The organism is Novosphingobium sp. NDB2Meth1 (genome assembly GCF_900117425.1).
Lineage (GTDB): Bacteria > Pseudomonadota > Alphaproteobacteria > Sphingomonadales > Sphingomonadaceae > Novosphingobium.
Window position 1 is genome coordinate 85,351 of the sequence record NZ_FPEH01000021.1, and the last position, 26,616, is coordinate 111,966.

The window sequence follows — 26,616 nt, forward strand, 5'->3', positions numbered from 1 at the left end:
CTAACCGATCGCTGGCTGATCCGCGGTATTGCGGGGCCCCTCCGGCTTTCTTCAAGTTCCCGCGGACGAGACCGTCGCCCCGCCCGCGGAAGCGCTGGCCCTTAGCGGGAATCGGCGAAGATGCAAGGTGAAAGTGGACTTTCAGGCCGCGTGGCGCGCCGGCGGCACGGCGGGCTTGGCTTGTGCGGCGGCATCCGTTTCGGGCCGGCCCAGTTCCAGCCGTTGCAGATGGCCGATCGCAAAATCGGCGACAAGGTTCGCGAAGACGTTTTCGTGCAGCGGCAGTTCGAATTCGATGCCTGACGTCTTGTCCCGCGACCACACGACCAGCGCGACCTTCGGCGCGAGTTCGGGGAGAAACAGCGTGACCGTATCGCCGATGCGCTGGCGCGGAATGCCTTCGATGCGGGCGCCATGCGTGGTCATGTCCTTAAGCATGACCGTTGACCGCGTAACGCCATGCTTGCACCGCACCGGAAGCTCGAAACCCACGCGCCGCGCGCGTCGGTGATTGATATTCTCCACGCCCTCGTAGTCTTCGAACATGGCCTGCTCCTGCCGCCGGTTTACCACTTGCATTCAGAACGGCGGCAATTCGGCAGGCTTCAGGCCATACGCACTTATGCGGGCGCAGCGGGGTTGTAGCGCATGGCCACGTCGCAGCGGGCATAGCGCGTACCGTAATCAGCCATGATCCCGGCGTCGTGGTGGAAACCCAGCTTTTCGTAGAGGTGGATCGCCGCTGCGCAGGTTTGGTTGGTGAGGAGGTAGAGCGGATCGGCGCCCATGCGCTGGGCCCGGGCAATAGCAGCCGCCAGCAGGAATGCCCCTGCGCCAAGGCCCCGCGCGCTTTCGAGCACGCCCATCTTGGTCAGCTCATAACCGCCGCCGCCGGTCGGCTTGAGTGCGCAAGTCCCGACCACGCCGAGCCCATCCGCCTCGACGAACAGGATGGTGCCGCCTGCGTCGATGATCTTCTCGCGCGGGTTCTCGAGCACTTCGCGGTCGACCGGCTCGAGCACAAACATCGCGCTGATCCATTCGGCATTGATGTCATGGAACGCCTGCGCGAGATCGTCAGAATATTCGCGCAAGCGCAGTGCGGTCTTGCGGGGCGGACGGGCGCGGTCGAGCAGCGAGCGTTCGGTAAGGGCATCCTCGATCTGTTCGACGGTGGTGAGAAAATCGCCGGGGACGGACGCGAGCAGCGCTTCCACTGCGCCGCCGATGCGCGGCCAGACTTCGGTGACCGCTGCGGCGTGGGCCGCCTCGCCGTCTGGCGTGAGCGAGACGAGGCGCCGGCGCTGGTCGCGACCGGTGACGGTATCGACAAGGCCGAGTTGCGCCATCTGGCCCACCGCGCGCGTCACGCCCGGCTGGCTGGTGCCGACGGCGGCGACCAGTTGGCTCACACTCTGCGGTCCCCGGGCTAGCGCGGCGAGCAGCGCCATGTGGCCCGGTTGGCAGGGGAGGTCCGCGTCGGCGATGGCGATGGCGGCCTCGGCCTGCATCCGCTCGGCCAGCCGCTTGAGGCGGCTGCCAAGGAAAACGGGCCCGGCCTCGCGCAGGATATCGATCATCTGCTCTCTCCCATAACGCGTTATATATCGCGTTATGGGAGAGGCGATGTCAAGCCTTTCGCTGCTTCTCGACGAGTGCGATCGCCGCCGCGATGGCGGCCTCGATCGGAAGGGCGGAGGTGTCGAGGAGTTCGGCACCTTCGGCCTGGCGCAGCGGCGCCGCGGCGCGGTTGCGGTCCCGCTCGTCGCGGGCGGCAAGGTCGGCCTCGATGGCCTCGCGCGTCACGTCCTCGCCGCGCTTTTGCATTTCGGCCCAGCGCCGCAGCGCACGGGCGGCGACGCTGGCGGTGACGAACAGCTTGGCCTCGGCCTCGGGCGCGATCACCGTGGCGATATCGCGGCCGTCGAGCACGGCGCCGCCGGGCTGGCGGGCGAAGGCCTGCTGGCGCGCGAGCAGCGCGGCGCGCACGGCGGGATGGATCGACACGCGGCTGGCGAGCGCGCCGGTCTCCTCACTGCGCAAGGCATCGTCGGCAAGCAGGATTTCCGGAAAGTCGGCGGCGGCAAGAGCCTGGTCCGGATCGTCGGGATTGCCTCCGGTCAGGAACACCTGGCGACCGACTGCGCGGTAGAGCAGGCCGGTGTCGAGGTGCGGCAGGCCGTAGTGCGCGGCGAGCGCCTTGGCGATGGTGCCTTTGCCCGAAGCGGTGGGACCGTCGATGGCGATGATCATGCGGCGTCTCCTGCCTGTGCGGTAGCCTTTGCCAACAGCGCTTCGAACACGGGGAAGCTGGTGGCGATAGGGCGAGTGTCGTCGATGTCAACGCCGGCGCGGCTGGCGAGGCCGGCCACGGCCATGCTCATGGCGATGCGGTGATCGAGGTGGGTGGCGACAGGCTGATTGTTGGCCCCTCGCAGTGGTTCCCCTCCGGTCCCGTCGATGATCAGGCCGTCCTCGGTTTCCGTCACTGTCGCGCCGGCCTGCTCCAGCGCCACGCGCATCACGGTGATGCGGTCGCTTTCCTTGACGCGAAGCTCGTCGAGGCCGGTGGTGACGGTCCGCCCGCTGGCAAGCGCCGCCGCCACGAACAGGACGGGGAACTCGTCGACCATGCTCGGCACGACAGCCGGATCGACGGCGATGCCGGTCAACGCCGAGTGGCGCACGCGCAAGTCCGCGACCGGCTCGCCGCCGACATCGCGCCGGTCCACTTCCTCGATCTGGCCGCCCATGTCGCGCAGCACGTCGAACAGCGCGGCACGGGTGGGGTTGAGGCCGACGTTCTCGATCACGAGGTCCGAGCCCGGGACAAGTAGAGCCGCGACGACGAAGAACGCGGCGGAGGAGGGATCGCCGGGGACTTCGATGGTCTGGGGCCTCAGTTCCGCCTCGCCGGTGAGGTGGATGGTGCGCGTGCCGTCCGCCGCGACCTCGACCGTCAGATCGGCGCCGAAGCCCTTCAGCATGCGCTCGGAGTGGTCGCGGGTCGGCACCGGTTCGACGACCGTGGTGATCCCCGGCGTGTTGAGCCCCGCCAGCAGCACCGCGCTCTTCACCTGCGCCGATGCGACCGGCAGGCGGTAGGAGATTGGTACCGCGGGGCTGATCCCGCGCAAGGTGAGGGGGAGGCGTCCGCCCGGGGCGGCGGTGAAGTCCGCGCCCATCTGCGAGAGCGGATCGATCACGCGGCCCATCGGACGCTTCGACAGGCTGGCATCGCCGATGAACGTCGCGGTGATCGGATGGCTGGCGACGAGACCCATCAGCAGCCGGGTCGAGGTGCCCGAATTGCCCATGTCGAGCGCCTGCCTGGGCTGGAGCAGGCCGCCGACGCCGACGCCGTCGATCACCCATTCGCCAGAGGACAGGCGGTCGATCGTGGCGCCCATCGCGCGCATGGCGGCGGCGGTGGACATCACGTCCTCGCCTTCTAGCAGCCCGGTGACCCGCGTCCGGCCCACCGCCAGCGCGCCAAGCATGATCGAGCGGTGGCTGATCGACTTGTCGCCGGGGACGCGGATCCGCCCGGTCAGCGGCCCGGTGGCGCTGAAGCGGCGGGGGCGCGGGGCGGAGTTTTCGGCTGCATGCACTTTGGCGGGTCTTTCCGGGGTCTGGCTGGGTCGGGGAAGCGGGCGCGCTTTTGACAGCGCCCCGCGCCTATGGCAAGGCGCGCGCCGCGCTTGATTCCCGGATCACCAGTCCCCATCAAGCAGAGCCATCGAGCCGCCCGCGTCTGCTGCGGGCGCCAGACTTAAGGATTACGCATGGTCAAGCCTGAATGGGGCGCAAAGCACGGCTGCCCGAAGTGCGGCACCCGCTTCTATGATTTGGGCAAGGATGACCCGGTCACCTGCGTCGAGTGCAAGTACAGCTGGACGCCCGAGCCGGTGCTCAAGTCGAAGCAGCCGATCCCCTACGAGGAGATCCAGAAGGAGAAGGCCGACGTCGCGCCCGACGTCGATCTGGCCGACGAGGATCTCGACATCGACGAGGATGCCGATTCGCCGGACAACGACGTCGATCTTGGCGGCGACGACGATCTGGGCGTCCCCGGCCACGACGGCGAGGACGAGGAAGTCTGACGTTTCCACGCGCCGGAGCGCCCCGCGGCCTGATCGCGCGGCGCTCCGGCGGGTGAATTTCTTCTGGTGCAAATTTTGTGTTGCCAGCAGGGTGGGCCTCGCATAAAGGCGCGGTCCTCCGGCGGAACACTTGCCGGACCGCAGTGCCTCCAGCGGCACTTCGCGAAATGGATATGGGGCCTTAGCTCAGCTGGGAGAGCGCCTGCATGGCATGCAGGAGGTCAGCGGTTCGATCCCGCTAGGCTCCACCATTTCCCCCTCCTTCACATCGGCAGATCAGGCTCGGCGCGGCGCAATTGCGTGGTGCGCGGATTGCCTTGCCATTGACGCACATCACACCCCTGCCTAGGCATGCGCGCTATCGGGTTCATCGGCGGTACAACGGATCGCCGCATAACAAAGGCCTTGCAGCGGCGGACAATGCTCCGGATCGAACGGAAGCAGGCGGCGCCGCGCAGATCAGGGGTGCCATTGGTGATGAACACGTCTCGTTCCGCTTTCTGCCACCGGCTCGGCACGGCGCTTGGCATTCTTGCCTGCGGCTGCCTCGCGGCGACGCATGCCAGCGCGCAGTTCGGGGGCTTCAGCATGCCCTCGCTGCCGAGTGTGCCGTCCAGTTCGTCGAAGAGCTCGGACGGTTGCCCCAAGGGCAAGAGTAAGAGCGAAGGCTCGGCGGTGCTGGGCGGCCTCATCGGGCAGGGCCTTGGCCGTGCGGCGGGGTCGGCGGGGGTTTCGAGCTACTTTCCGATCTCCGAAGTGGCGGGCACGCTGACCAATGCCATCGCCTGCAAGCTCGATCCCGCCGAGCAGAAGCAGGCCGCCAACGCGACGATCGAGGCGACCCGCGGCGAGGCCGGGGATACCGCGCCGCCGCCGGTGGGCGCATCCTCCTCATGGACGTCCGAAACGCGCGAGAACGTGTCGGGCACGTCGACCGTGGTCGCGCGCAATGACAATGATCAGGCAGGCCTGCAATGCATCACCGTGAGCGACGTGATCATCGTCAACGGCGAGGAGACCACCGCCAACAAGCGCATGTGCCGCAGGCCCGGGCAGGCGCGCTATGCACTGATGGCCTGATGGACCGGCTGCGCGCCCTTGCTCTTGGCCTTGCGGGCTTCGCGCTCGTGGCCGCGAAGCCTGCCGCCATCGTGATGGACAAGGACAACCCCTCGTGCCCCGCCGCACCCGATTGGGGGCAGGCCAAAGCGATTGCGCTGACCGCGGAGGACAGGGGCGGCAAGCACGTGCTGATCGCGGACGGGATCATCGATTCGACCTTGCCCAAGCGCCTCAAGGCCGCGCTCGATGCCGATGAGCGCATCGAGGAGATCTGGATCAAGTCGCGCGGCGGCGATGCCCGCGCCGGGAACCTCGCCGGCAAGGTGATCCGCAGCTATCCCGGCATGGTCACGCGCATTCCCAAGGGCTGGACGTGCTTTTCCGCCTGCAACTTCGTATTCATGGGCGGCGACCGGCGCTTCGTCGATCCGGGCGGGGTGTTCATGGTCCACATGTTCACCCACACCGGCGACCGCGACACGATCGAGATCTCGGTCGAGGAAGGCAGCGCGGAGACGACGCGCCTGATCGGCCAGATCGAGCAGGACAGCGCGCTGCTGGCGAGCGAGGACAACGATTTCCTGATCCGCATGGGGATCAGCCGCAAGCTGCTGACCGAAGTGATGTACCGGCAGCAGGCGGTCGCGACCGCGCAGAACAAGACCACGCGCTATTGCCTGAGCCAGGACGAGGTGCGCAAATACAACGTGGTGCCGCAGGAAACGGCGGGTTAGCCCGCTGCGAAAAGCGACAAAAGCGACAGTGTGTCGCTTTTCGGATTCCCTATCAAATATCTGAAATTGCGTTGTAAAAAGCGCGAAAAGCGACAGGGCGACAGTTTCCGGCGCGCGCGGATTCTTGGCGATTTGACCATATCAAAGAGCGCGCGGGTCCTGCTGATCCCGTACAGCGACCATGCCACATCCGGCGCCTGTAGGAAAATCGGCAGGCGCCTCCCGCTCTTGTGCTGCCGCGCCGGTTCCCCCATGTCGGTCAATCCTGCATGGAGCAAAGGACTGGCCGATGAGCGTCGCGTTTCGCCGCGAGAGTGATGACGAGCATCTCGAGCCCAAGTTCGAGCTGCCGATCCCGCCGGGGCCGAATCTGGTGACGGCGCGCGGCCTTGCGCTGATCGGTGCGCGCGTCGAGGCGCTGGAGGCGGAGCTGGCGGGCCTTTCCGAGGAGACCGAGATCAAGCGCGTGAAGCGCGACTTGCGCTACTGGCGGACACGGCAGGCGACGGCGCAACTGATGCCGCCGCCGGAAGGCGATGCGGTCGCGTTCGGTTCGACGGTGACGTTCCGGATCGGCGGCGAGGCGCGCACGGTTACGCTGGTCGGCGATGACGAGGCCGATCCGGCGGCGGGGCTGCTCTCGTTCACCGCGCCGCTCAGCCGTGCGCTGATGGGGGCCGAGGCGGGGGACGAGATCGACTTCGGCGGGAAGGCGGGGGCGATCGAGGTTCTTGGGGTGAATGTCTGAGGTGCGAGGGGCGAGGTGACGGTGTGCGGGATGGGTGGGATTGGTGGGAAGTGCACAATTCTGCCAGTTCCTTGTCCGTCGCCCCGTGCTTGACACGGGGCTTGGCTTTCCTCGCAGCCTAGCGTTCGGCATACTGGAGCGATGGAGAAGGGCGGCTGTGTCTACATCATGGCGAACCGCTATCGTGGCGGGACGTATGTCGGCGTCACTTCTGATCTGATCCGCCGCGTGTGGCAGCATCGGGAGGGGGAAGGCTCGATGCATGTCAGGGACTTTGCAAAGACCAGGCTCGTCTACGCCGAGCGGCACGAGGAAATCGAACCCGCCATTGCGCGTGAGAAGCTCGTCAAGAAATGGCGGCGGGAATGGAAGTTCGCGCTGATCGAGGCAGACAATCCCGATTGGCTCGACCTTTGGGACCAGTGGTACCCGGCAGGAGATGAGCCGCAGGGCAGCGCTGGAAGGTAGCCAAGCCGCGTGTCAAGCACGGGGCGACGATGGGTTTTGGTGGCGATGTGAAGAGCCAGGATGGCTGGAAGTCGGTGGGAAGCGGACGTTCAGCGGCCTCGCGAAAGGGCGGTTAACTCCGCTACGTCGTGAGCTGTGACCTCATTCCACACCTTGGATTGGCCGCAGCTATAATTGACCCAAAGCGCATCCTTGGCGATTGCTCGACCTGCCTTGGACCACCCGGCTGGCACCAGAAAAAGCAAATAGTCCCGATCAAAATCAGGCACACCGCCAGCGCCATCCATGTAGAAGCCACCGCTGTTACGCTCAGTGAACAATGTGACGCGGCTCCGCAGCTTGCCCTTATAGGATTTTACAACCTTAAGACGATAAAGTGTCCACGACTCGCCATTATCCGACCAATGATAATCAGCGGAGACAACATGCGCACGAACGACCCACTTGGAGTCGTGAAACTCCCGAGCAATGCTGGTCTTTGCGTTATTCACGCCATCATAAATGCAGAGTGCTGAAGCAGGCACCCCCCACATGAGTAGTAGACCCGCGCAGACCAGTTTTCGAACCATACCACCAGCATATGCCCATTTTGCAATGTCCGTAAGCGGGCGGAAGCAGTTGTTCGCTGATGTTCGCTCGGGCTGATGCCATGTTACACGAGATAGGATCGTCGGCCCGTGCTTGACACGGGCCTCGGCTGTTCTTTTCGGGCGCGGCGCTCGAAGCATAGCCGAGCCCCGTGTCAAACACGGGGCGACGGGGTTTGGTTTGTGGCCCGACCTTTTGTGATTCCTGCGCAAACCGGGGTTTGAGCCCTGCCATGCGCTTCAGGTGGTGAGTCCGATCTCGCGCAGGCGTTCGTGGAGGTATTCGTCCGCCGTTATCGGCACCGGGTAGCGGTCCGGGTTTTCCGCGCTCACGCAGCCGGGGAGGGTGCGGATCGTGAAATCGCTGCGCAGGTGGAGGAAGAAAGGCATCGAATAGCGGCTGTGCGCGGCGCGGGCGCCGTCGGGGTTGCGGACGCGGTGGGTGGTCGAGGGCAGGACGTGGTTGGTGAGGCGCTGGAGCATGTCGCCGATGTTGACCACCAGCGCGCCGGGCGGGGGCGAGGCGGGGATCCAGCGGCCTTCGCGGGTGAGCAGTTCGAGGCCCGCTTCCTCGGCGCCCAGCAGCAGCGTGATGAGGTTGATGTCTTCATGCGCGCCCGCGCGGATGGCGCCGCCGGTGTCGCCGGGAATCGGCGGATAGTGGAGCAGGCGCAGGATCGAATTGCCGCCGTCGATCGCGGGATCGAACCAATCGGGCGCGAGGCCGAGCCAGACGGCGATATGGGCGAGGATCTGCGCGCCGATGCGGTCGAATTCGGCATAGAGCGCGGTGAAGGTTTCGCGGAAGTCTGCGGGTGCATCGGGCCACACGTTGGCGGGCATTGGGGCGGGCATGGTCGCCGCGAGGGGATCGCCGGGGGCCAGTTCGCGGCCGACGTGCCAGAATTCCTTGAGATCGCGGTGTGCCGCGCCCTTGGCGATTTCGGTGCGGAAGGGGGTATAGCCGCGCTGTCCGCCGCCGCCTGCCACGTGCCAGCGCCGCTTGGCGGCTTCGTCCTGCGCGAAGAAGACTGCGGTGAGTTCCCACCCGCGCGCGACGAGGGCGGGATCGAGGCCGTGGTCTTTCACCAGCGCGAAGCCGAACTGCTGGAAGCTGGTGCCCAATTCTTCGGCGAGATTGCCCGATGGGGCGGCCAGCGAGAGGACGGGGAGGGTATCGAGGTTCATGACTTGCGCGGGTTCCGTGAGCGATTATGAGCCCTCCCATATCGCGATCCCGGAAGGCATGCATGAGCAAAATCAAGGCGACCGAACAGGCGTGGCTGATGAAGTCGGAGCCCGACGTCTATGGCTGGGATGACCTCATCACCGAAGGGGAAGGCACGTGGGACGGCGTGCGCAATCATCTGGCGGCGCGGAACCTGCGGACGATGCAGGTCGGTGATCTGGCGTTCTTCTATCATTCCAACATCGGCAAGGAGATCGTTGGAATCGTTCGGATCAGCGTGGCGGGCCTGACCGATCCGACCGACCCCGATGGCAAGTGGGCGGCGGTGAAAGTCTCGCCGATCGCGAAGCTGAACGCGCCGGTGACGCTGGCGGCGATCAAGGCGACGCCCTCGCTGGCGGAGATGGAATTGCTGCGGCTGTCGCGGCTCTCGGTCTCGGCGGTGCGCGGCGGGGAATGGGATATCGTGCTGGATATGGCGGGCGGGACGACGCAGGTCTGAACCGGCGCGAGCTGTGCCGGATCGAAACAGTCCCGCTTTGGTGGGGAGGGAGCCGAGTCGCGGCCTCCCCTGATGGTAAATAAAGACTTAAGACGGGCGGCATGTCCCTGCGACGCGCCCCGAATCCGGAACTGGCCGGACATCCCTTCCGCCGCACGCTGCCCGCGCACGTGCTGCGCCCGCTCCCGCTGTTCGAGCCGGAGGTGGAAGCCGCGATGGCGGCGCTGCAATTGCCCGAAGGCGTGCGATCGAAGCCGGTCGATCCCAGGCGGATCACGCTGCAGGACGTGAAGGACTTCCTGCTCGCCTACTGCGCCTGCTTCCTGGCGGTTTCGGCCTTCATCTTCTGATCTACTCGAACGTGTGTTCGATCTCGCCCACATGGGCCAGTTCGGCCTTGTGGAGCACGCGGGCGAGCCATGCGGCGATGAGGCACATCGCGGCGCCAAGCAGCAACTGATCGGCCAGCGCCACGCCCGCGGCGCTGAGGCCGATGGCAATGAGCGAGCCGACGACCATCGCACCCGCGTTGACGATGTTGTTCGCCGCAATCGTCCGCGCGGTCTCGGCCTTGTCGACCACCGTGGTCAGGAAGGCGTAGAGCGGGACCACGAACATGCCGCCCGAGATGGCGATGCCGAGGAGGCTGAGCAGCAGCGGGACGGCGAGCGGTTGCATCACGAACGCCGGCACGTCCAGCAGCGCCGAGCCGACTTCGTGCTGCCACATCTTGCAGACAACATGGAAGGCGACGACGAACAGGCCCATCACGATCACCGAGACGGGGCCGTACTTGGCCGAGACGGTGCCCTTGAGCAGGTGATTGATCGAGACCGAGCCGATGGCGACGCCGATCGAGAAGACGACGAGGAACAGGCTGGCCACTTCCTTGCTGGCGGAGAGCACGTTTTTCGCAAGCGGCGGGAACTGGATGAACAGCACCGCGCCGATGGTCCAGAAGAAGCTGATCGCGGCGATCGCGAGGAACACGCGGGGGTGGCGAGTGGTCATCCGCACGAGCGTGATCGAGGAGCGGATCACGTTGAAATCGAGCGGTTCGGGCTTCATCTGCGGGGGCGCGGGCGGCACGAACTGCGCGGTAAAGAAGCCGACGCAGGCCGTGCCGATGCAGATCAGCGCGGCCCATTCGACCGGGATCCAGCCCGCGAAGATCGTGCCAGCGAGGATCGAGATATAGGTTCCCGCCTCGACGAGGCCGGTGCCGGCGAGCACTTCGTCCTTGTGCAGGTGCTGGGGCAGGATCGCGTACTTGATCGGGCCGAAGAAGGTGGAATGGACGCCCATGGCGAGGAGCGCGGCGAGCATAAGCGGTATCGCGACGATCTGCACCGCCATGCCGCGCCAGGCCATGAACAGCCCCGCCGCGCCGACCAGCATGATCGCGATTTCCGCCGCCTTCACGATGCGGATGATCCGCGCCTTGTCGCGCATGTCCGCCAGTTGGCCGGACAGCGCGGAGAGCAGGAAGAACGGCAGGATGAACACCGCCGAAGCGATGGCGGAGAAGCGCGCTTCGGCAGCCTCGGAATGGTATACGGTGTACACCACATAGAGGATCATCGCGTTCTTGTAGAGGTTGTCGTTGAACGCGCCGAGCAGCTGTGTTGCGAACAGCGGCAGAAAGCGGCGTTTCCGGATGAGCAGCGCGGTTGTTGTCATTTAAGCGTGATCATTCGGGTTTTGCCAGCTTTCGCATCGTCGGCCCCTCCCATAGCGCGGTGCACGGGGCGGACAAGGGGCATGGTGAACAACTTGCAGTTTCTTCGCATCGTCATCGTGCTTATGGTGCCCCTACGATGCTGACACTTCCCAATCTGCTAACGCTGTCCAGAATTGTCACCGTGCCGCTTCTTGCCGCGCTGCTGTGGTGGCCGGAATGGCACATGGGCTATGCGATCGGCTTTGCGGTCTATGGCCTGATGGGCGTGACCGACTACTTCGACGGCTACCTCGCCCGCGCGCAGGGGACGGTTTCCAAGCTGGGCATCTTCCTCGATCCGATCGCGGACAAGATCATGGTGGCGGCGGTGATCCTCGTGCTGACGGCGCAGGGCGTGCTGACCGGACCCTATGTCGGCGATCTGCATGTGATTGCGGGGCTCATCATCCTGATCCGCGAGATTGCGGTATCGGGCCTGCGCGAGTTTCTGGGGGGCATTCAGGTCTCGGTGCCGGTCTCGAAGCTGGCGAAGTGGAAGACGACGTTCCAGTTTGTGGCCTTAGGCGCGCTGATCCTGGGGCAGGGGGCGCCGGGATGGACGGTGATGATTGCCGGGATCAACGCCAATGTGCCGCATACGGTGGGGCTCGTCACGCTATGGGCGGCAGCGGTGCTGACGGTGATTACCGGGTGGGATTACCTGCGCGTCGGCCTCAAGCACATGGATTAACCGGCCCCGGCCTTCGAGAACAGGTTGAGCACCAGCACACCGGCCATGATCAGGCCGATCCCGGCAAAGGCGGGCGCATCGAGCTTCTGGCCGTGGACAAGCCATGCCAGCGCGGTGATCAGCACGATGCCGACGCCCGACCAGATCGCATAGGCGATGCCGGTCGGGATCTTCTCCAGCGCGATGGCGAGGAACCAGAACGCCACAGCGTAGCCGATGGCGGTGACGACCAGAGGGAGCGGGCGGGTGAAGCCGGCGGACTGCTTGAGCGCGGTCGTCGCGATGACTTCGGCCACGATGGCGATGGCAAGCGTGAGGGCGGGGGGGAGGTTCATGAGGCGCCCAGCTTTGCTTCGTAGTCGGTGGCACCGTGGAGCACGCGGGCGATGCTGACCCCATCAGGGTAGACCAGATAGAAGATCAGATAATTGCCATGGGTCGCCTTGCGGACCCTGTTGCCCGGCAGGCGCTCTGCGAGCGGGTACCGCGCGGGGTTCTTTGAAAGGGACTGGCATTTGTCGATAAGTTCCCGAGCAAAGGCGCGCGCCTTGGCCGGGTTGTCCTGCGCGATGTAGTCGCTTATCGCTTCGATGTCCGATTGCGCCAAGGGAGTGATGATGACCGGCAAGGTCCTCACAGCATCGCCCGGTACTTGCGCTCCAGCCGTTCAAATACCTCTTCCGCCGGCGTCCCGAGACCTGCATCCGCCTGAGCCACGCCGCGCATGATCGCCGCATCAATGGCAGCCAGCCGCGCCTCGCGGTCCTGAATCAGGCGGACGCCTTCGCGCAGGACTTCGCTTTTGGAGTTGTAGCGGCCGTTGGCCACGAGTTCGGCGACGAACTCTTCAAGCTTGGGTCCGAGATCGGCGCTGATCATGGCTGCCTCGCTGCATCTGATACCGCGCAGAGGGTAATCCTCTTATCAACAGTTATCAACCCGCTGCCAGTTCGCTTGCCAGCAGGCGGAATTCCTCGGCGCGGGGGGAGTTCTTGCGCCAGACGAGTGCGATTTCGCGGCTGGCGTGTTCGGCCTCCAGCGGGCGGGCGACGATCTGGGTGCCTTGCAGGATACCCGCTTTCACAGCCATTTCGGGGAGCATCGTCAGCCCGAGGCCATTGTCGACCATCTGCACCAGCGTGTGCAGGCTCGTGCCGATCACGCTGGCGCTGGCGCGCAGTTCGGGGCGGTTGCAGGCGGCGAGGACGTGGTCCTTGAGGCAGTGGCCGTCTTCGAGCAGGAGCAGCCGGGCCTCGTCGATCAGGGCGGGAGATATGCTCTGCGGCGGATCGCGCGGGTCGTCCTTGGGGAAGGCGACGAGCAGGCGGTCGTGGAACAGGTGCGCGGTTTCCACCTCGCCGGTTGCGAAGGGCAAGGCGAGCAGCACGCAGTCGGCGCGGCCATGGTGCAGCGATTCGACGGCGGCGGCGCTGGGCTCCTCGCGCAGGAACAGCTTCAGCGAGGGCCGCTCATGGCGCAGGCGGGGGAGGATGCGGGGCAGGAGGAATGGCGCGATGGTAGGGATCACGCTCATCCTGAGTTCGCCCGAAAGCGGCGCGCCGTGGGCCTGGACGAGCGCGGAGAGTTCCTCGCCTTCGCGCAGCAGGCGGTGCGCCTTGGCCACGACCTGATCGCCGAGCGCGGTAAAGCGCACGACGCGGCGGGTGCGCTCGACCAAGGTCACGCCGAGCAAGGTTTCCAGTTCGCGCAGGCCCGCCGACAGCGTCGACTGCGAGACGAAGCAGGCATCCGCGGCGCGGCCGAAATGGCCGTGCTCGTGCAGCGCGACGAGGTATTGCAGCTGCTTGAGCGTGGGGAGGTAGGTGGTCATCTGATGCGTGCCGGGTGCTTTAGACGGCCCTGAATACAGCCACAGCCGTTCGTGTCGAGCGAAGTCGAGACACCGGGCGCCGCGCATGGTGTCTCGACTTCGCTCGACACGAACGGGGTGTTTGGGCGGATCATCAGACTTCGCTCGACACGAACGGGACTTCGGGGTTGTTCATCAGGCGTCGTCGGCTGGCAGCTCGTCCGCCTCGGCAGGGGGCGTGAAGCCGTCGTCCTCGTCCGGCTCGGGGGCGGGGGGCGCATCGTTGTTCCCGGCGATATCGTCGATATGCGCCATCTTGAGCTTGCCCTTGACCACTGCGAAGGCGAGTTTGCCCTCGACGAGCTCCAGCGCATCGCGGCCGAACTGGTCGAAGCGCCAGCCTTCGAGGATGGGGAGGCCCTTGCGCTGCCCAGCGGCGAGTGCCTCGAGATCGTCGCTGCGGGCAAGCAAACGCGCTGCAATATCAATCTCGCGGCTGCGGATCTTGAGCAGCAGCTTGAGGAGATCGGCGACCAGCGCGCCTTCCTTGCCGAGCGGCGCGCCGCGCGGCGCGCGCGGGGGCAGTTCGGCATCGGTCATCGGCTTGGCATCGGCGATGGCCTGCATCAAGCGCTTGCCGATGTCGTTGTCCTTCCAGCCCGCGGAAAGCCCGCGCACCTTGGCGAGTTCGTGCTGTTCGCGCGGCGGATGGCTGGCGAGATCGGCCAGTGTCTCGTCGCGCATGATCCGGCCGCGCGGGATGTTCTTGTCCATCGCCTCGACCTCGCGCCAGGCGGCGATGGCCTTGAGCCGGCCGAGCACGGCGGGGCTGCGGCTGGGCGCGCGGATCTTCTGCCAGACTGCATCCGGATCCGAGCGGTAGTTCTCGGGATCGGCCAGTTTTTCCATCTCGGCATCGAGCCATTCGCCGCGCCCGGTCTTGATCAGCCGCTTGAGCATGCGCGGGAAGATCTTCGAGAGGTGCGTGACATCGCCGATGGCATATTCGATCTGCCGTTCGGTGAGCGGGCGGCGCGACCAGTCGGTGAAGCGCGCACCCTTGTCGATGCTGAAGCCGAGCCAGCTTTCGACGAGGTTCGAATAGCCGATCTGCTCGGACTGGCTGATCGCCATCATCGCGATCTGGGTATCGAAGATCGGATGGGGTGTGCGTCCGGTCAGGTTGTAGATGATTTCCACGTCCTGCCCGCCGGCGTGGAAAACCTTGAGCACGTCCTCATTGTCGACGAGGAGTTCAAGCAGCGGGGCGAGATCGAGACCGGGTGCCAGCGGGTCGATCGCGGCGGCTTCCTTGTCGTCGGCAATCTGCACCAGGCACAGTTCCGGCCAGTACGTGTTCTCGCGCATGAATTCGGTATCGACCGTGATGAAATCGGCCCTGGACAGGCGCTCGCACAGCTCGGCGAGGGCCGGGGTCGTGGTGATCAGCGGATGTATCTTCATCGTGCTTTTCTATATGCGCGCCGGGCCGGACCCTCATGCCCGACCGGTGCTGGTGGTGACCCCGTCCGGGGCCTGCGGCTTGACAAATTCGCGGCCATCGCCTCTTGGCCGCATCCATTCCCTGCCCGAATGCTGGCCGGTTTGCCAGCCAAATTGGAACCTATCCTCATGCATCCATATCGTTCTCACACCTGCGGCGCGCTGGCACAGGCGGATGTCGGGCAGAACGTGCGTCTGTCGGGCTGGGTGCACCGCAAGCGCGACCATGGCGGCGTGCTGTTCATCGACTTGCGCGATCACTACGGGATCACCCAGATCGTGGCCGACAGCGACAGCGCGGCGCTGGCCATTCTGGAGGCTGCGCGCACCGAAAGCGTGATCACCATCGACGGCGAAGTGAAGGCCCGCAGTGCGAGCACGATCAATCCCGCGCTCGCGACGGGCGAGATCGAAGTCTATGCGCGCGGCGCCACGGTGCTTTCGGCGGCCGAAGAACTGCCGATGCCGGTGGCGGGCGAGCAGGACTATCCCGAGGATATCCGCCTGCGCTACCGCTTCCTCGATCTGCGGCGCGAGACGCTGCATGCCAACATCATGACCAGGACCAAGGTGATCCGCGACATGCGCCGCCGCATGGAAGATGCGGGCTTCACCGAGTATTCGACGCCGATCCTCACCGCCTCGAGCCCCGAAGGCGCGCGCGACTTCCTCGTGCCGAGCCGCATCCATGCCGGCAAGTTCTATGCGCTGCCGCAGGCGCCGCAGCAGTACAAGCAGCTGCTGATGGTGGCGGGCTTCGACCGCTACTTCCAGATCGCGCCGTGCTTCCGCGACGAGGACCCGCGCGCCGACCGTCTGCCCGGCGAGTTCTACCAGCTCGATCTCGAGATGAGCTTCGTCACCCAGGAAGAAGTGTGGGAGACGATGGAGCCGGTGATCGGCGGCGTGTTCGAGACGTTTGCGAACGGCAAGCCGGTGACGCCCTCGGGCAGCTTTCCGCGCATTGCATATGATGACGCCATGCTGAAGTATGGTTCGGACAAGCCGGACCTCAGGAACCCGCTGATCATCAGCGATGTGGCGAGCCACTTCACGACTTCGGGCTTCGGCCTGTTCGAAAAGATCGTCGCGGGCGGCGGCACGGTGCGCGCGATCCCGGCGCCGGGGACGGCGGACAAGAGCCGCAAGTTCTTCGACGACATGAACGAATGGGCGCGCGGCGAAGGCCATGCGGGGCTCGGCTATGTGACCCGCAAGGGCGGCGAGTTCGGCGGCCCGATTGCCAAGAACCACGGGCAAGAGGGCATGGAAGCGCTCTACGCGGCGCTTGGCCTCGGCCCGGATGACGGCCTGTTCTTTGCCGCGGGCAAGCCCGAGCAGGCGGCCAAGCTGGCGGGCGCGGCGCGTACACGCGTCGCCGAGCAGCTGGGCCTGATCGACAAGGACCGCTTCGCGCTGTGCTGGATCGTCGATTTCCCGTTCTACGAGTGGGACGAGGATGCCAAGAAGGTCGAGTTCGCGCACAACCCGTTCTCGATGCCGCAGGGCGGGATGGAGGCGCTGACGAGCAAGGACCCGCTTTCGATCAAGGCGTTCCAGTACGACCTCGTGTGCAACGGCTACGAAATCGCCTCGGGTTCGATCCGCAACCAGTCGCCTGAGCTGATGGTCAAGGCGTTCGAGCTCGTCGGCCTCACCAAGGCGGATGTAGAGGAGCGCTTCGGCGGGCTCTACCGCGCTTTCCAGTATGGCGCTCCGCCGCACGGCGGCATGGCGGCGGGCGTGGACCGCATCGTCATGCTGGTCTGCGGCGCGCAGAACCTGCGCGAGATCACGCTGTTCCCGATGAACCAGCGCGCCGAGGACCTACTGATGGGGGCGCCTTCGCCGGCGACCAACACGCAGCTGCGTGAACTTCATCTGCGCACGGTGGAACCCTCGAAGGGCTGAGCGACTTGGGGCAAGTGGCGCAATCGCGCGGTTTGTCCACAAGTCTCACGGCTCGTCACGCATAACGCACACTTCGTCTGCATGGCTCCTATGCACTGGGCCACTTGCCAGCCTGCAATCGGGACATTAGGGCGAAGGCCGGATTTGATGATACCAACCCAGTTCCTTGAAGGGGCAAAAGAATGAGCGATACCGCCGACCGCGTGAAGAAGATCGTTGTCGAGCACCTCGGGGTAGAGGCCGACAAGGTCACCGAAGACGCGAGCTTCATCGACGATCTCGGTGCCGACAGCCTCGACATCGTCGAGCTGGTCATGGCCTTCGAAGAAGAATTCGGTGTCGAGATCCCCGACGACGCGGCCGAGAAGATCGCCACCGTGTCGGACGCGATCAAGTACATCGACGACAACAAGGGCTGATCCTTTCGGATTGCCCACCCGTCCGAACCTTCCCGTTGTGCAGGCTTTTTGCGGCATGACGGGAACGTCGGTCGTCCCCCGGCCTTGATCCGCCGGGGCTTCGACAGGCTCGGCCCCGAAAGGGTCTGGGCCTGTTGTGCTTAAAGGTCCGTCTGCCCATATCGTGGCGGACGTTTCGGAGACTGCAATGCGCCGTGTCGTGATCACCGGACTTGGCCTCGTCACCCCGCTGGGCGGCGATGTCGAAACCACCTGGGCCAACCTTATCGCCGGCAAGTCCGGCGCGGGGCGGATCACCCGCTTCGATACGACAGGCCAGAAGTGCCTGATCGCCTGCGAGGTGAAGCCGGCGGACCATCCGTGGGGCTTCGACGCGAACAAGCGCGTCGATCACAAGGTGCAGCGCCAGGTCGATCCGTTCATCGTCTATGGCATCGATGCCGCCGGACAGGCGCTCGAAGACGCCGGCCTGGCCGACATGGACGACGATCTCAAGATGCGCACGGGCTGCTCGATCGGTTCGGGCATCGGCGGTCTGCCGGGGATCGAGCACGAATCGATCGTGCTGCACGAGAAGGGCCCCGGCCGCGTCTCCCCGCACTTCGTCCATGGCCGCCTGATCAACCTGATCTCGGGCCAGGTCTCGATCAAGTACGGCCTGATGGGCCCCAACCACGCCGTCGTCACCGCTTGCTCGACCGGCGCGCACTCGATCGGCGACGCGGCGCGCATGATCCGCGACGGCGATGCCGATGTGATGCTGGCGGGCGGTTCGGAAAGCACGATCAACCCGCTCGGCGTCGCCGGCTTCGCGCAGGCCCGCGCGCTCAACTGCAGCTTCAACGACCGTCCGGAAGAAGCGAGCCGCCCCTATGACAAGGACCGCGACGGCTTCGTGATGGGCGAGGGCGCGGGTGTCCTCGTTCTCGAGGAATACGAGCACGCCAAGGCGCGCGGCGCGAAGATCTATGCCGAAGTCGTGGGCTATGGCCTCTCGGGCGACGCCTACCATGTCACCGCGCCGCACCCCGAAGGCAAGGGTGCGGAACTGGCGATGCGCATGGCGCTGCGCAAGGCGGGGATGGAGCCGGGCGACATCGACTACGTGAACGCCCATGGCACCTCGACGATGGCCGACACGATCGAGCTCGGCGCGGTGAAGCGCGTGCTGGGCCCCGATCTTTCGGGGGCTTCGATGAGCAGCACGAAGTCCGCCATCGGCCACCTGCTCGGCGGTGCCGGCGCGGTCGAGGCGATTTTCTGCGTGCTGGCGATCCGCGACCAGATCGTGCCGCCGACGCTCAATCTCGACAACCCGGATGAAGGCACCGAAGGCGTCGATCTCGTGCCCAAGGTCGCCAAGAAGCGCGTGGTGCGTGCGGCGCTCAACAACTCGTTCGGCTTTGGCGGCACCAACGCCAGCGTGATCGTGAAGGCGATCTGAGCCCGCAGCGCAGGAGGCGGCGTCCGATGCGAAAGTCTGGCCGCCTCAGGATCATTGCGCTGGCCGTGCTGCTGGTGGTGGGCGCGTGGAGCGTCCACTTCCTCTACGGCTGGTACGGCAGCGGCCCGCTGGTCAAGGAGACCACATTCTCCGTGCCCGATGGTGCGACGCTGGCCGGCGTGGCGGAGAAGCTGGAGGCCGAAGGCATCGTCGCCTCGGCCAGCACGTTCCGCCTGCGGGCGCGTCTGCTGGGCGGGAGCGAGCCACTGAAGGCGGGTGAGTACTCGATCCCGGCGCATGCCAGCGGCTCGGCCGTGCTGGCGATCCTGCAGGGCGAGGGCGGCGAGGTACGGCGCATGGTCACCGTGCCCGAAGGCATGCCTTCGATCATGGTGCAGGAGCGCCTCGCCAAGGTCACGCTGCTGACTGGCGCGGTGCCGACGCTGGCGGAAGGCTCGGTCCTCCCGGATACCTACGCTTTCCAGCGCGGCGAGAGCCGCACCGCGGTCGCCATGCGCATGCAGCAGGCGATGGCGCGCGTGCTGGAGAAGCTCTGGGCCGAGCGCGCGAGCGATACCGTGGCGCGCAGCCCGGAAGAAGCCGTGATCCTCGCCTCGATCGTCGAGAAGGAGACGGGCAAGCCGTCCGAGCGGCGGATGGTGGCGGGGCTCTATTCCAACCGGTTGCGGCAGGGGATGATGCTCCAGGCCGATCCGACGATCATCTACCCGATCACCAAGGGCAAGCCGCTGGGGCGCCGCATCCGCCAGTCGGAGATCCAGGCGGTCAACGCCTACAATACCTACACGATGGTCGGCCTGCCCAAGGCGCCGATCACCAATCCGGGCAAGGCCTCGATCGAGGCAGTGCTGCACCCGGCAAAGACCAACGTGCTCTTCATGGTGGCCGACGGGAAGGGCGGCCACGTGTTCGCCGCGACGCTGCAAGAGCACAATGCCAACGTCGCCCGCTGGTTCGCGCTGCGCCGTGCGCGCGGGGAGCTATAGGGCGCGATGATGCGGGCGCCGCTGGTCGTGACGGCGGTGCTGCCCGCAGCGCTTCAGGGCAGGGCCGAGGGCCTGCGCCGCGCGCACTATCCGGCGGAGCGCAATCAGGTGCCGGCGCACGTCACGCTGCTGCGCGCGCTGCCGCCTTCGCTGGAGGCCGAAGCGCGCAGCCTGCTTGCGGGACTTGCGGCAGAGATGCCGCCGGTGCCCGCGGCGCTCACCGGGGTGATGGACCTCGGCACAGGCACCGCCCTTGCCATCGACAGCCCCGCCATGCTCGACTTGCGCGGGCTGATCGCGGAACGCTTTCACGGCATGCTGACGCTGCAGGATCAAGGCGAACCGCGCCTCCACGTGACCGTGCAGAACAAGGTCCTGCGGGCGGAGGCCAGGGCGCTGCAGGCGGCGCTTGCCGTCACGTTCCGCGCGGAACGTTTCACCTTCGCAGGCCTTGCGATGCACCGCTGGCTGGGCGGGCCATGGGAGGATGCAGGCCGCTGGGCCTTCCGCGGCCGGGCGCGCTGAAATGACCCTGCAAAAGGCCCATTTCCCCGGTTGACCCCGCGCCAAGCCGCGCCTAATAGGCGCCCTCACGCCGCCCGGCCAGCCTGCCTGACCCCGCGCGGCAATCCCTTCGGGGCGGAGTAGCTCAGCCGGTTAGAGCAGCGGAATCATAATCCGCGTGTCGGGGGTTCGAGTCCCTCCTCCGCTACCAATCCTGTTTCCGGAGACCTCCACGAAGGTCCGGATTTTTCCAAAAATCGGCAGAAAAGCAGAGGGTTGCGGGTGATTCGCGTCCGCATGCGCCCTGTGCCTTCCACGTGCAGCCAGATTTGGTGTGGGGGTATTTTGGGGGTATTTTCGCGGAGTGTCGGAAAGGAGCGATACCCCCAATGCCTCTCACAGAGACTCAGGCCAGGAATGCGAAGCCACGCGAGCGGGCTTACAAGCTTTCAGATAGTGAAGGTTTGTTCCTGCTCGTACAGCCAAACGGAACGAAGCTTTGGCGGATGAAGTACCGCCATTCGGGCAAGGAGAAGCTGCTTTCGTTCGGTGCTTATCCGGCGGTGGGCATTTCAGCTGCCAGAGAAAGGCGAGCCGAGGCCAAAGCCCTGCTCATCCAAGGTCAGGACCCCATGCAATCGAAGGGTCAGAGCCAGCGAGAAGAATTGGAAACGTTCGAGGCGGTCGCGAAACGCTGGCACGACAACCGCAAGTCTGCCCTCAATCCGGCTCATGCCGAGCGTGTTTGGTCCCGGTTGGAACGGGACGTCTTTCCTGCCCTCGGCCACAAGCCCATTAGCGACATCACCGCCCCTGACGTGCTCGCCATGATCCGGGAGATCGAAAAACGCGGTGCGCTCGACATCAGCCGCCGCGCCAAGCAGGGGGTTGGCCAGGTTTTCCAGTTCGCAATAGCATGTGGTCTGGCTGCCAATGATCCGACGACGCACCTTCGCGGGGCCTTGAAGCCTCGGCCCCGCGTTCAGCACATGAGCCGCCTGCCGCTGAGCGAACTCCCGGCGTTTCTCGAAAAGCTGCGTTGCTATCAGGAGGAGGGTGAGCGGCGCTCGGCGATCACGCGTGATGCGGTCATGTTTGCGCTGCTGACTTGGGTCAGAACCAAGGAACTCCGGTTCGCCGTCAAGTCGGAGTTTGAAGGATTGAATGGCTCCGAACCCATTTGGCGCATTCCTGCACACAGAATGAAGATGGGGCGCGAGCACCTTGTGCCGCTTTCCGCTCAAGCCACTGCGATTGCCAAAAAGATGATTGCCTCATCGCCAGGCGATTACCTCTTTCCGGGCACTCATCCGGACAAGCCGATTTCGGAAAACACGATGATCTACGCTCTGTACCGGCTCGGCTATCACAGTCGTCAGACAGTCCACGGCTTTCGAGGACTGGCTAGCACTTGGGCAAACGAACAACTGGTCGAATTCGGCAAGCCGGCAATCTGGATCCGGCGATATCATGAGGATTGGGTCGAGATGCAACTTGCCCACTCAGACAAGGACGAGGTTCGCAGCGCCTACAACGCCGCAGAGTATCTCACACCACGCCGCCTCATGATGCAGGACTGGGCGGACTTCTTGAACGGTGGAACGGTCGTCGACATCAAGCGTGGCCGCAAGCGCGCAGCGTAACCGCCTTGGTCAAAGTGGCCCGATCCAGTCTGCGCGCACCCGGTCAATGCCAGTTATCACTCCGTCGACGATCACCTTGGAGCCAAGGAGGGAGTCAACGTTGTCTTCAGCTTCAATCACCCAGATCTCGTGCTGATCGGTTGTGAGGATCAGTCCGCGCTTGGCACGATCCAAAGTTCCAGCAATTCGCTGGCGTTCTGTACTCACTGATACCCTCATTTTCAGCGCCAATTGCGCAGAACATCCTGTACATAGCCCGGCGTTTCACCGTTCATCGGAATTCGCCCAGCACGCTCGACCGCGCCCGGGCCTGCGTTATAGGCAGCGACAGCAAGATGCACCATGCCAAAGCGGTCAAGAAGCGTCCTGAGATAGCGCGCAGCCCCGGTGATGTTGGCAAGCGGATCATAGCGATTGCCAATTCCGAGGGCCTGAGCTGTTCCAGGCATCAACTGGCCAAGGCCAGCTGCACCTGCCCTGCTCAGTGCCAAGGGGTTATAACGGGATTCTGTCCAGATCAGAGCGTCGAGCAGTCCGGGAGGCAGCGCGAACTGTCGCTCCGCTGCGGCTACATGGGGGAGGTAGATTGCCCGTCTGAAACTCCCAGGCCTATCGCCACCCGCCACCGCACGAAGAGGGCGAACGGTCACTGGGTGTGATGGACTGCGACGCGGATTCAGTTCCTGATTTGGCCAAGCACCGAACGTCACAAGCGCAAACCCGCCTTGGCCAGTTTGAGTCGTTACGCCTGAAGTAGGATTGGAAGCGTGTGCGGGCATCGCGAGTGGAGCTTCGGCGGCCGATGCAGTGCTTGTCGATGCTAGTCCCAGCGCCAATGGCAAGACACACCCTGATAGTCTGGTCATCTCGAACGTTCCTCTAGCCGACTCGCGTGAGAACATATATAGAACAAAGCGCGCAATAAAGCGCGTTTCGAATGGGCGCAGAGCGGAGGCTGCGCGGGCGGTGGCATCCTTGATGGAGATGCCCGATGCCGAATGCCCTTGTTACCGATCGCCTCGAAGTCCGTGCTCGCCAGATCGTTGCCGACCTTGGTGGCACCTGGTCGCGTTCGCGCGGCATGTGCCGATGTCCGGCCCATGAAGACCGCACCCCGTCGCTCAGCGTGACGCTGGGTTCGCGGGCCATCCTGTTCCACTGCTTTGCCGGATGCACGAGTGACGCCGTGCTGGCTGCGCTGGCCCAGCGGGGCGTGAAGGCTTCCTCCCTGTTCGATGGGCAGGCGGAGGTGGTTCGGACCGCTCTGCCGGAAGCCGTGCCGACCGAGAGCATCCAGCGGCTCTGGCGGGAAGCAACGTGCCTCGCGGACAGCCCAGCCGAGCGGTATCTTGCAGGTCGCGGCATCTCCGTGGGATCGCCCGATCTGCGGTATCACCCACGCACACCGCTCGGACCCAAGGGAGCCGTGCGGTTCTTGCCCGCGCTGCTCGCGGCCGTGCGCACCGACCTCGGGGTTATTGCGCTGCATCGCACCTTTCTCGAGTTCAAGACCTTTACGGTCGCTCGGTTCGACGGGCCGAAGCGCGCTCTCGGCGCGCTTGGTCGGGGTGCGGTGCGGCTTCATGGGCCTCGCGGCGGCAAGCTCGGTCTGGCAGAGGGGATCGAGACGGCGCTCTCCGCGCGGGAGCTCTTCGGTATCCCATGCTGGGCGACGCTCGGTACCGAACGCTACGGGCTGGTCTCAATCCCGGAGAGCGTGAGCGAGCTACATCTCTTCATCGATCACGACGTTGCCGGCGAACAGGCAGAACGCCGCGCCCGGGCCGCTTACGAACTGGAAGGGCGCGTGATCGTGACGCACCGTCCCGAGCAGCCGGGTGCTGACTTCAACGATGTTCTGCGGGCCTGGCAGCCTGTCACAGCCTGACCCACAGGAGAGGGGAGGGGGCGTGGAGCCTTTCGAGACCCGCATGGCGCGGGTGTCGTCAGGAGGTTTTCCATGTCCACTCACCCCACTCTTGCCATGCAGCTATCCTGTGAGCCTGCGGTCCTCTCGGTTGCGCGGGCACTTGCCGCCCGGCTCGACCGGTCAGAGCCGATCTTACGATCGATCCTCAACGCCGAACTGAGCGCCCAGTTCGGCGGAACCGACGCTACCGGGCGCTGGTCGGTCCGCGATGCTCATGCCGCGCTCGAACTGGCGCAGATCATCTGGCTGCAGCGAAGGGCGGAGATTGCCTTGAGCTCCAGTCCAGCGGACGCGGCATTGCTGTTTGACAAGCTCGACGCACTCGTTCCGCGTCAGACCGTTCGCAGTGACGAGCAGATCGAACTGCAGCAGTTCGCGACGCCGCCGCGCCTCGCATGGCTGGCGGCGCGCGCCGCTGCGCCCGCGAGCGGCGACCTTGTCCTAGAGCCCTCAGCCGGGACAGGCATGCTAGCGGTATGGGCAGCGAAGGTCGGCAGCGGCCTCGTTCTCAACGAGATTTCAGCGCTGCGCCGTGAGTGCCTCGGGCACCAGTTCCCCGATGCAGCAATCACCGGCCATGATGGCGAGCTCATTCATGAGCTCCTGCCTGCTGACGTGCGGCCCAGCGTCGTCCTCATGAACCCGCCTTATTCATGGAGCGCCGAGCGGGGCCGCGATGGCAAGACCGCCATTCGCCACCTCCGCTCAGCATGGAACCGTCTCGCTGCGGGCGGACGGCTTACGGCCATCATGCCCGAGTGGTTCGACCTCCCGGGCTTTCTCGACCGTACTGCCAGTCCGGCTACCCTACGCCTCGATGTCGCAATCGAGCGCGGGTTTGTCGCGCATGGGACGTCGATCACGACGCGGCTGCTGGTGATCGACAAGGTCGACTGTAGCGGCCAGACTCTCACCGGCCGGACTTCGGACTTCGGCGAACAATGCGCGCTCGTTGACGCACTGCCGCCGCGCGCCGCTATTGCAACCGGATCGTCCGCGCCGCGACGGACGATCAACGTCCTGCCGCTGCTGCGCCCGTCGGCACGACCCGTCCCGGCGCCATCGCCCCGGACAGTATCGTCTGCCGGAGCATCGCCTGTCGCGTTCTCTGCGCTCGAAGTGCCGGCTGCGACGCCCGATCAGGTCGGTCACTATCTGCCCTACCGCCCGAGCCGGATTGCCATAGCGGGCGCTGCGGAGCACCCGACCCCCCTCGTGGAATCTGTCGCGATGGGTTCAATCACCGCGCCCGTCCCGACTAATGTGCCCAAGCTTCCGGGCCACGTCATCGCAAAGGGCCTGCTCTCTGCCGCCCAGATCGAGAGCCTCATCTATGCGGTGAATGCCCATGCCCGTGACCTTCCCGGACTGTTCGAGCCCGAGGACAAGGGCTGCATCCTCAAGCCCAGCGCGGAAGGTAAAGCCTATCGCATGGGCTATTTCCTCGGCGATGGCACTGGTGCCGGCAAAGGCCGCCAGGTTGCGAGCGTCATTCTGGATCGCTGGGTTCAGGGCTTTCGTCGGCATATCTGGATATCGAAGAACGAAGCGCTGCTCGAGGATGCACGCCGCGACTGGTCCGCACTCGGGGGCTTGCCCATCGACATCCAGCCGCTCGCGACCTGGAAGCTGGGCAGTCCCGTCACGATGCAGGAAGGTATCCTCTTCGTGACCTATCCCACGCTGCGCTCTGGAAGGGCCGATGCAACCCGGCTCGACCAGATCCTTGCCTGGGTTGGGGCGGACTTCGATGGCGTGATTGTCTTCGACGAAGCCCATGCCATGGCCAATGCCGCAGGCGGCGAAGGTTCGCGCGGCAAGGTCAAAGGCTCGGAGCAAGGTGTCGCCGGCGTGCGCTTGCAAAACCTGCTGCCGCGCGCCCGCGTCCTCTACGCCTCGGCGACCGGCGCCTCGGACGTCAACAATCTGGCTTATGCGACCCGGCTTGGCCTCTGGGGTCCCGAAACGGCCTTCGCCACCCGGGAGGAGTTCGTCACCGACATCCGCGCTGGCGGCATCGCGGCGATGGAACTCGTCGCACGCGATCTGAAGGCGCTTGGGCTCTACACCGCGCGCGCTCTGTCGTTTGCTGGGGTCGAGTACGAGATTCTCGAACATGCCCTGAGTGCGGATCAGGTCTCGGTCTACGATGCCTATGCCGAGGCATGGGCCATCATCCATGCAAACCTCCGCGAGGCCCTCGAAGCCACCCGCATCGTTGATGGGGAAACCGGTGGCACACTCAACAGCGGTGCGAAGTCCGCGGCGCTCTCGGTCTTCGAGGGCACGAAGCAGCGCTTCTTCGCGCAGCTCCTCCTGTCCATGAAGCTGCCGAGCTTGCTGCCTGCCATCGATACCGCCATTGCCGAAGGCAATGCCGTCGTGGTCCAGCTTGTCTCGACCGCCGAGGCCATGCTCGACCGCCGTCTTGCCGATCTCACCGACGAGGAACGCGAGGCGCTCGAAATCGATCTCAGCCCCCGCGAGATCGTGTAATCTGGACCTCAACATTACACGTATTCTTTGCAGTCGACATTTATGTCGAGCATTGCGGCCGGAGGCGTGGGATTGCGTCGATTGGTCATGATTTTACTCCAGATAATTGCTCTTTCTTCGGCCTCACCAAGTCGAAGGAGCCGCT

At 65.2% G+C, this 26,616-nt stretch carries 31 protein-coding genes and 2 tRNA genes; 18 read left to right on the forward strand and 15 right to left on the reverse strand.

Features of this window, described 5'->3' with window-relative positions:
- Nucleotides 1-141: 141 nt before the first annotated feature.
- The 4 genes from NDB2M1_RS15825 to aroA form a co-directional block, all read right to left on the reverse strand.
- Nucleotides 142-546, reverse strand: coding sequence for a PilZ domain-containing protein (locus NDB2M1_RS15825; RefSeq protein ID WP_143146791.1), 405 nt, complete (start codon nucleotides 544-546; stop codon nucleotides 142-144).
- Nucleotides 547-620: 74 nt separating this feature from the next.
- The gene (locus tag NDB2M1_RS15830) at nucleotides 621-1,580 is read right to left on the reverse strand and encodes a bifunctional helix-turn-helix transcriptional regulator/GNAT family N-acetyltransferase (protein ID WP_072383852.1); all 960 of its coding nucleotides are present in this window, start codon (nucleotides 1,578-1,580) and stop codon (nucleotides 621-623) included.
- Nucleotides 1,581-1,629: 49 nt separating this feature from the next.
- Nucleotides 1,630-2,253, reverse strand: coding sequence for a (d)CMP kinase (cmk, locus tag NDB2M1_RS15835; RefSeq protein WP_054121786.1), 624 nt, complete (start codon nucleotides 2,251-2,253; stop codon nucleotides 1,630-1,632).
- Nucleotides 2,250-3,611, reverse strand: a complete 1,362-nt coding sequence (aroA, locus tag NDB2M1_RS15840; protein WP_072383854.1) for a 3-phosphoshikimate 1-carboxyvinyltransferase — start codon at nucleotides 3,609-3,611, stop codon at nucleotides 2,250-2,252. Before aroA ends, cmk begins: the two co-directional genes overlap by 4 nt.
- 174 nt (nucleotides 3,612-3,785) lie before the next feature.
- Here aroA and NDB2M1_RS15845 point away from each other — a divergent pair, with 174 nt between their 5' ends.
- Together NDB2M1_RS15845 and NDB2M1_RS15850 are read left to right on the forward strand one after the other, a co-directional pair.
- A complete protein-coding gene (locus NDB2M1_RS15845; RefSeq protein WP_054121784.1) occupies nucleotides 3,786-4,103 on the forward strand; it encodes an FYDLN acid domain-containing protein in 318 nt (105 codons plus the stop codon).
- Between the two features lie 175 nt (nucleotides 4,104-4,278).
- A tRNA-Ala gene (locus NDB2M1_RS15850) sits at nucleotides 4,279-4,354 on the forward strand.
- A 12-nt stretch (nucleotides 4,355-4,366) separates the two neighbouring features.
- Here the strand turns inward: NDB2M1_RS15850 and NDB2M1_RS22120 are convergent.
- A complete protein-coding gene (locus tag NDB2M1_RS22120; protein WP_143146792.1) occupies nucleotides 4,367-4,588 on the reverse strand; it encodes a hypothetical protein in 222 nt (73 codons plus the stop codon).
- Between NDB2M1_RS22120 and NDB2M1_RS15855 the strand changes: the two genes are divergently transcribed.
- The 4 genes from NDB2M1_RS15855 (at nucleotide 4,581) to NDB2M1_RS15870 (ending at nucleotide 7,115) form a co-directional block, all read left to right on the forward strand.
- On the forward strand, nucleotides 4,581-5,183 hold the full coding sequence (locus NDB2M1_RS15855; RefSeq protein WP_216234033.1) for a hypothetical protein: 603 nt from the start codon (nucleotides 4,581-4,583) through the stop codon (nucleotides 5,181-5,183). The two genes, NDB2M1_RS22120 and NDB2M1_RS15855, sit on opposite strands and share 8 nt — an antisense overlap.
- On the forward strand, nucleotides 5,183-5,899 hold the full coding sequence (locus NDB2M1_RS15860) for a COG3904 family protein (protein ID WP_072383856.1): 717 nt from the start codon (nucleotides 5,183-5,185) through the stop codon (nucleotides 5,897-5,899). The genes NDB2M1_RS15855 and NDB2M1_RS15860 overlap by 1 nt, the downstream gene beginning before the upstream one ends.
- 289 nt (nucleotides 5,900-6,188) lie before the next feature.
- Nucleotides 6,189-6,647 carry a GreA/GreB family elongation factor gene (locus tag NDB2M1_RS15865; protein ID WP_072383858.1) on the forward strand — a complete coding sequence of 153 codons (459 nt, stop codon included), beginning with the start codon at nucleotides 6,189-6,191 and terminating at the stop codon, nucleotides 6,645-6,647.
- Nucleotides 6,648-6,788: 141 nt separating this feature from the next.
- Complete coding sequence (locus NDB2M1_RS15870) at nucleotides 6,789-7,115, forward strand: GIY-YIG nuclease family protein (RefSeq protein WP_072383860.1); 327 nt, start codon at nucleotides 6,789-6,791, stop codon at nucleotides 7,113-7,115.
- Nucleotides 7,116-7,204: 89 nt separating this feature from the next.
- Here NDB2M1_RS15870 and NDB2M1_RS22125 read toward each other — a convergent pair whose 3' ends face one another.
- Both NDB2M1_RS22125 and NDB2M1_RS15875 read right to left on the reverse strand, forming a co-directional pair.
- On the reverse strand, nucleotides 7,205-7,606 hold the full coding sequence (locus NDB2M1_RS22125) for a hypothetical protein (protein ID WP_143146793.1): 402 nt from the start codon (nucleotides 7,604-7,606) through the stop codon (nucleotides 7,205-7,207).
- 336 nt (nucleotides 7,607-7,942) lie between these two features.
- Nucleotides 7,943-8,890 (reverse strand): isopenicillin N synthase family dioxygenase, encoded by a 948-nt coding sequence (locus NDB2M1_RS15875; protein WP_072383862.1) that lies wholly within the window; start codon nucleotides 8,888-8,890, stop codon nucleotides 7,943-7,945.
- Between the two features lie 62 nt (nucleotides 8,891-8,952).
- Here NDB2M1_RS15875 and NDB2M1_RS15880 point away from each other — a divergent pair, with 62 nt between their 5' ends.
- Nucleotides 8,953-9,393, forward strand: a complete 441-nt coding sequence (locus NDB2M1_RS15880) for an EVE domain-containing protein (RefSeq protein WP_072383864.1) — start codon at nucleotides 8,953-8,955, stop codon at nucleotides 9,391-9,393.
- 101 nt (nucleotides 9,394-9,494) lie between these two features.
- Nucleotides 9,495-9,743, forward strand: coding sequence for a hypothetical protein (locus NDB2M1_RS15885; protein ID WP_054122890.1), 249 nt, complete (start codon nucleotides 9,495-9,497; stop codon nucleotides 9,741-9,743).
- A gap of 1 nt (nucleotide 9,744) precedes the next feature.
- On the opposite strand, the gene NDB2M1_RS15890 is transcribed toward NDB2M1_RS15885, so the two are convergent.
- On the reverse strand, nucleotides 9,745-11,073 hold the full coding sequence (locus NDB2M1_RS15890; RefSeq protein ID WP_072383865.1) for an MFS transporter: 1,329 nt from the start codon (nucleotides 11,071-11,073) through the stop codon (nucleotides 9,745-9,747).
- Nucleotides 11,074-11,210: 137 nt separating this feature from the next.
- On the opposite strand from NDB2M1_RS15890, the gene pgsA reads away from it, so the two are divergent.
- Nucleotides 11,211-11,804 carry a CDP-diacylglycerol--glycerol-3-phosphate 3-phosphatidyltransferase gene (pgsA, locus tag NDB2M1_RS15895; protein WP_054122888.1) on the forward strand — a complete coding sequence of 198 codons (594 nt, stop codon included), beginning with the start codon at nucleotides 11,211-11,213 and terminating at the stop codon, nucleotides 11,802-11,804.
- On the opposite strand, the gene NDB2M1_RS15900 is transcribed toward pgsA, so the two are convergent.
- The 5 genes from NDB2M1_RS15900 to rnd form a co-directional block, all read right to left on the reverse strand.
- A complete protein-coding gene (locus NDB2M1_RS15900) occupies nucleotides 11,801-12,139 on the reverse strand; it encodes an SMR family transporter (protein ID WP_054122887.1) in 339 nt (112 codons plus the stop codon). The genes pgsA and NDB2M1_RS15900 overlap by 4 nt on opposite strands.
- Nucleotides 12,136-12,432: a type II toxin-antitoxin system RelE/ParE family toxin gene (locus NDB2M1_RS15905; protein WP_054122896.1), complete on the reverse strand. Its 297-nt coding sequence runs from the start codon at nucleotides 12,430-12,432 to the stop codon at nucleotides 12,136-12,138. Before NDB2M1_RS15905 ends, NDB2M1_RS15900 begins: the two co-directional genes overlap by 4 nt.
- A gap of 5 nt (nucleotides 12,433-12,437) precedes the next feature.
- Nucleotides 12,438-12,683 carry a type II toxin-antitoxin system ParD family antitoxin gene (locus tag NDB2M1_RS15910; RefSeq protein ID WP_054122886.1) on the reverse strand — a complete coding sequence of 82 codons (246 nt, stop codon included), beginning with the start codon at nucleotides 12,681-12,683 and terminating at the stop codon, nucleotides 12,438-12,440.
- A 55-nt stretch (nucleotides 12,684-12,738) separates the two neighbouring features.
- Entirely contained in the window at nucleotides 12,739-13,635 is an 897-nt protein-coding gene (locus NDB2M1_RS15915) for a hydrogen peroxide-inducible genes activator (protein ID WP_072383866.1), read from the reverse strand.
- A 174-nt stretch (nucleotides 13,636-13,809) separates the two neighbouring features.
- Nucleotides 13,810-15,078 carry a ribonuclease D gene (rnd, locus tag NDB2M1_RS15920; protein ID WP_072383867.1) on the reverse strand — a complete coding sequence of 423 codons (1,269 nt, stop codon included), beginning with the start codon at nucleotides 15,076-15,078 and terminating at the stop codon, nucleotides 13,810-13,812.
- Between the two features lie 168 nt (nucleotides 15,079-15,246).
- Between rnd and aspS the strand changes: the two genes are divergently transcribed.
- From aspS to NDB2M1_RS15955, 7 genes are all read left to right on the forward strand, one after another.
- On the forward strand, nucleotides 15,247-17,028 hold the full coding sequence (aspS, locus tag NDB2M1_RS15925) for an aspartate--tRNA ligase (RefSeq protein WP_072383881.1): 1,782 nt from the start codon (nucleotides 15,247-15,249) through the stop codon (nucleotides 17,026-17,028).
- A gap of 182 nt (nucleotides 17,029-17,210) precedes the next feature.
- Complete coding sequence (locus NDB2M1_RS15930; protein ID WP_054121351.1) at nucleotides 17,211-17,447, forward strand: acyl carrier protein; 237 nt, start codon at nucleotides 17,211-17,213, stop codon at nucleotides 17,445-17,447.
- Nucleotides 17,448-17,634: 187 nt separating this feature from the next.
- Nucleotides 17,635-18,891 (forward strand): beta-ketoacyl-ACP synthase II, encoded by a 1,257-nt coding sequence (fabF, locus tag NDB2M1_RS15935; protein ID WP_054121350.1) that lies wholly within the window; start codon nucleotides 17,635-17,637, stop codon nucleotides 18,889-18,891.
- A 26-nt stretch (nucleotides 18,892-18,917) separates the two neighbouring features.
- Nucleotides 18,918-19,898: an endolytic transglycosylase MltG gene (gene mltG, locus NDB2M1_RS15940; protein ID WP_072383868.1), complete on the forward strand. Its 981-nt coding sequence runs from the start codon at nucleotides 18,918-18,920 to the stop codon at nucleotides 19,896-19,898.
- A gap of 9 nt (nucleotides 19,899-19,907) precedes the next feature.
- Nucleotides 19,908-20,423 (forward strand): 2'-5' RNA ligase family protein, encoded by a 516-nt coding sequence (locus NDB2M1_RS15945; protein WP_083554912.1) that lies wholly within the window; start codon nucleotides 19,908-19,910, stop codon nucleotides 20,421-20,423.
- Nucleotides 20,424-20,536: 113 nt separating this feature from the next.
- Nucleotides 20,537-20,613, forward strand: a tRNA-Met gene (locus NDB2M1_RS15950).
- A 178-nt stretch (nucleotides 20,614-20,791) separates the two neighbouring features.
- A complete protein-coding gene (locus NDB2M1_RS15955; protein WP_072383870.1) occupies nucleotides 20,792-22,045 on the forward strand; it encodes a tyrosine-type recombinase/integrase in 1,254 nt (417 codons plus the stop codon).
- A gap of 9 nt (nucleotides 22,046-22,054) precedes the next feature.
- Here the strand turns inward: NDB2M1_RS15955 and NDB2M1_RS22130 are convergent, their stop codons facing one another.
- Nucleotides 22,055-22,252, reverse strand: a complete 198-nt coding sequence (locus tag NDB2M1_RS22130; protein ID WP_143146794.1) for a DUF5818 domain-containing protein — start codon at nucleotides 22,250-22,252, stop codon at nucleotides 22,055-22,057.
- Between the two features lie 14 nt (nucleotides 22,253-22,266).
- Nucleotides 22,267-22,824 carry a lytic transglycosylase domain-containing protein gene (locus tag NDB2M1_RS15960; RefSeq protein ID WP_143146797.1) on the reverse strand — a complete coding sequence of 186 codons (558 nt, stop codon included), beginning with the start codon at nucleotides 22,822-22,824 and terminating at the stop codon, nucleotides 22,267-22,269.
- 212 nt (nucleotides 22,825-23,036) lie between these two features.
- Between NDB2M1_RS15960 and NDB2M1_RS15965 the strand changes: the two genes are divergently transcribed.
- Together NDB2M1_RS15965 and NDB2M1_RS15970 are read left to right on the forward strand one after the other, a co-directional pair.
- Nucleotides 23,037-23,933, forward strand: a complete 897-nt coding sequence (locus tag NDB2M1_RS15965; protein ID WP_072383871.1) for a DUF7146 domain-containing protein — start codon at nucleotides 23,037-23,039, stop codon at nucleotides 23,931-23,933.
- 72 nt (nucleotides 23,934-24,005) lie between these two features.
- Nucleotides 24,006-26,471, forward strand: coding sequence for a strawberry notch-like NTP hydrolase domain-containing protein (locus NDB2M1_RS15970; protein ID WP_083554910.1), 2,466 nt, complete (start codon nucleotides 24,006-24,008; stop codon nucleotides 26,469-26,471).
- Nucleotides 26,472-26,616: the final 145 nt, after the last annotated feature.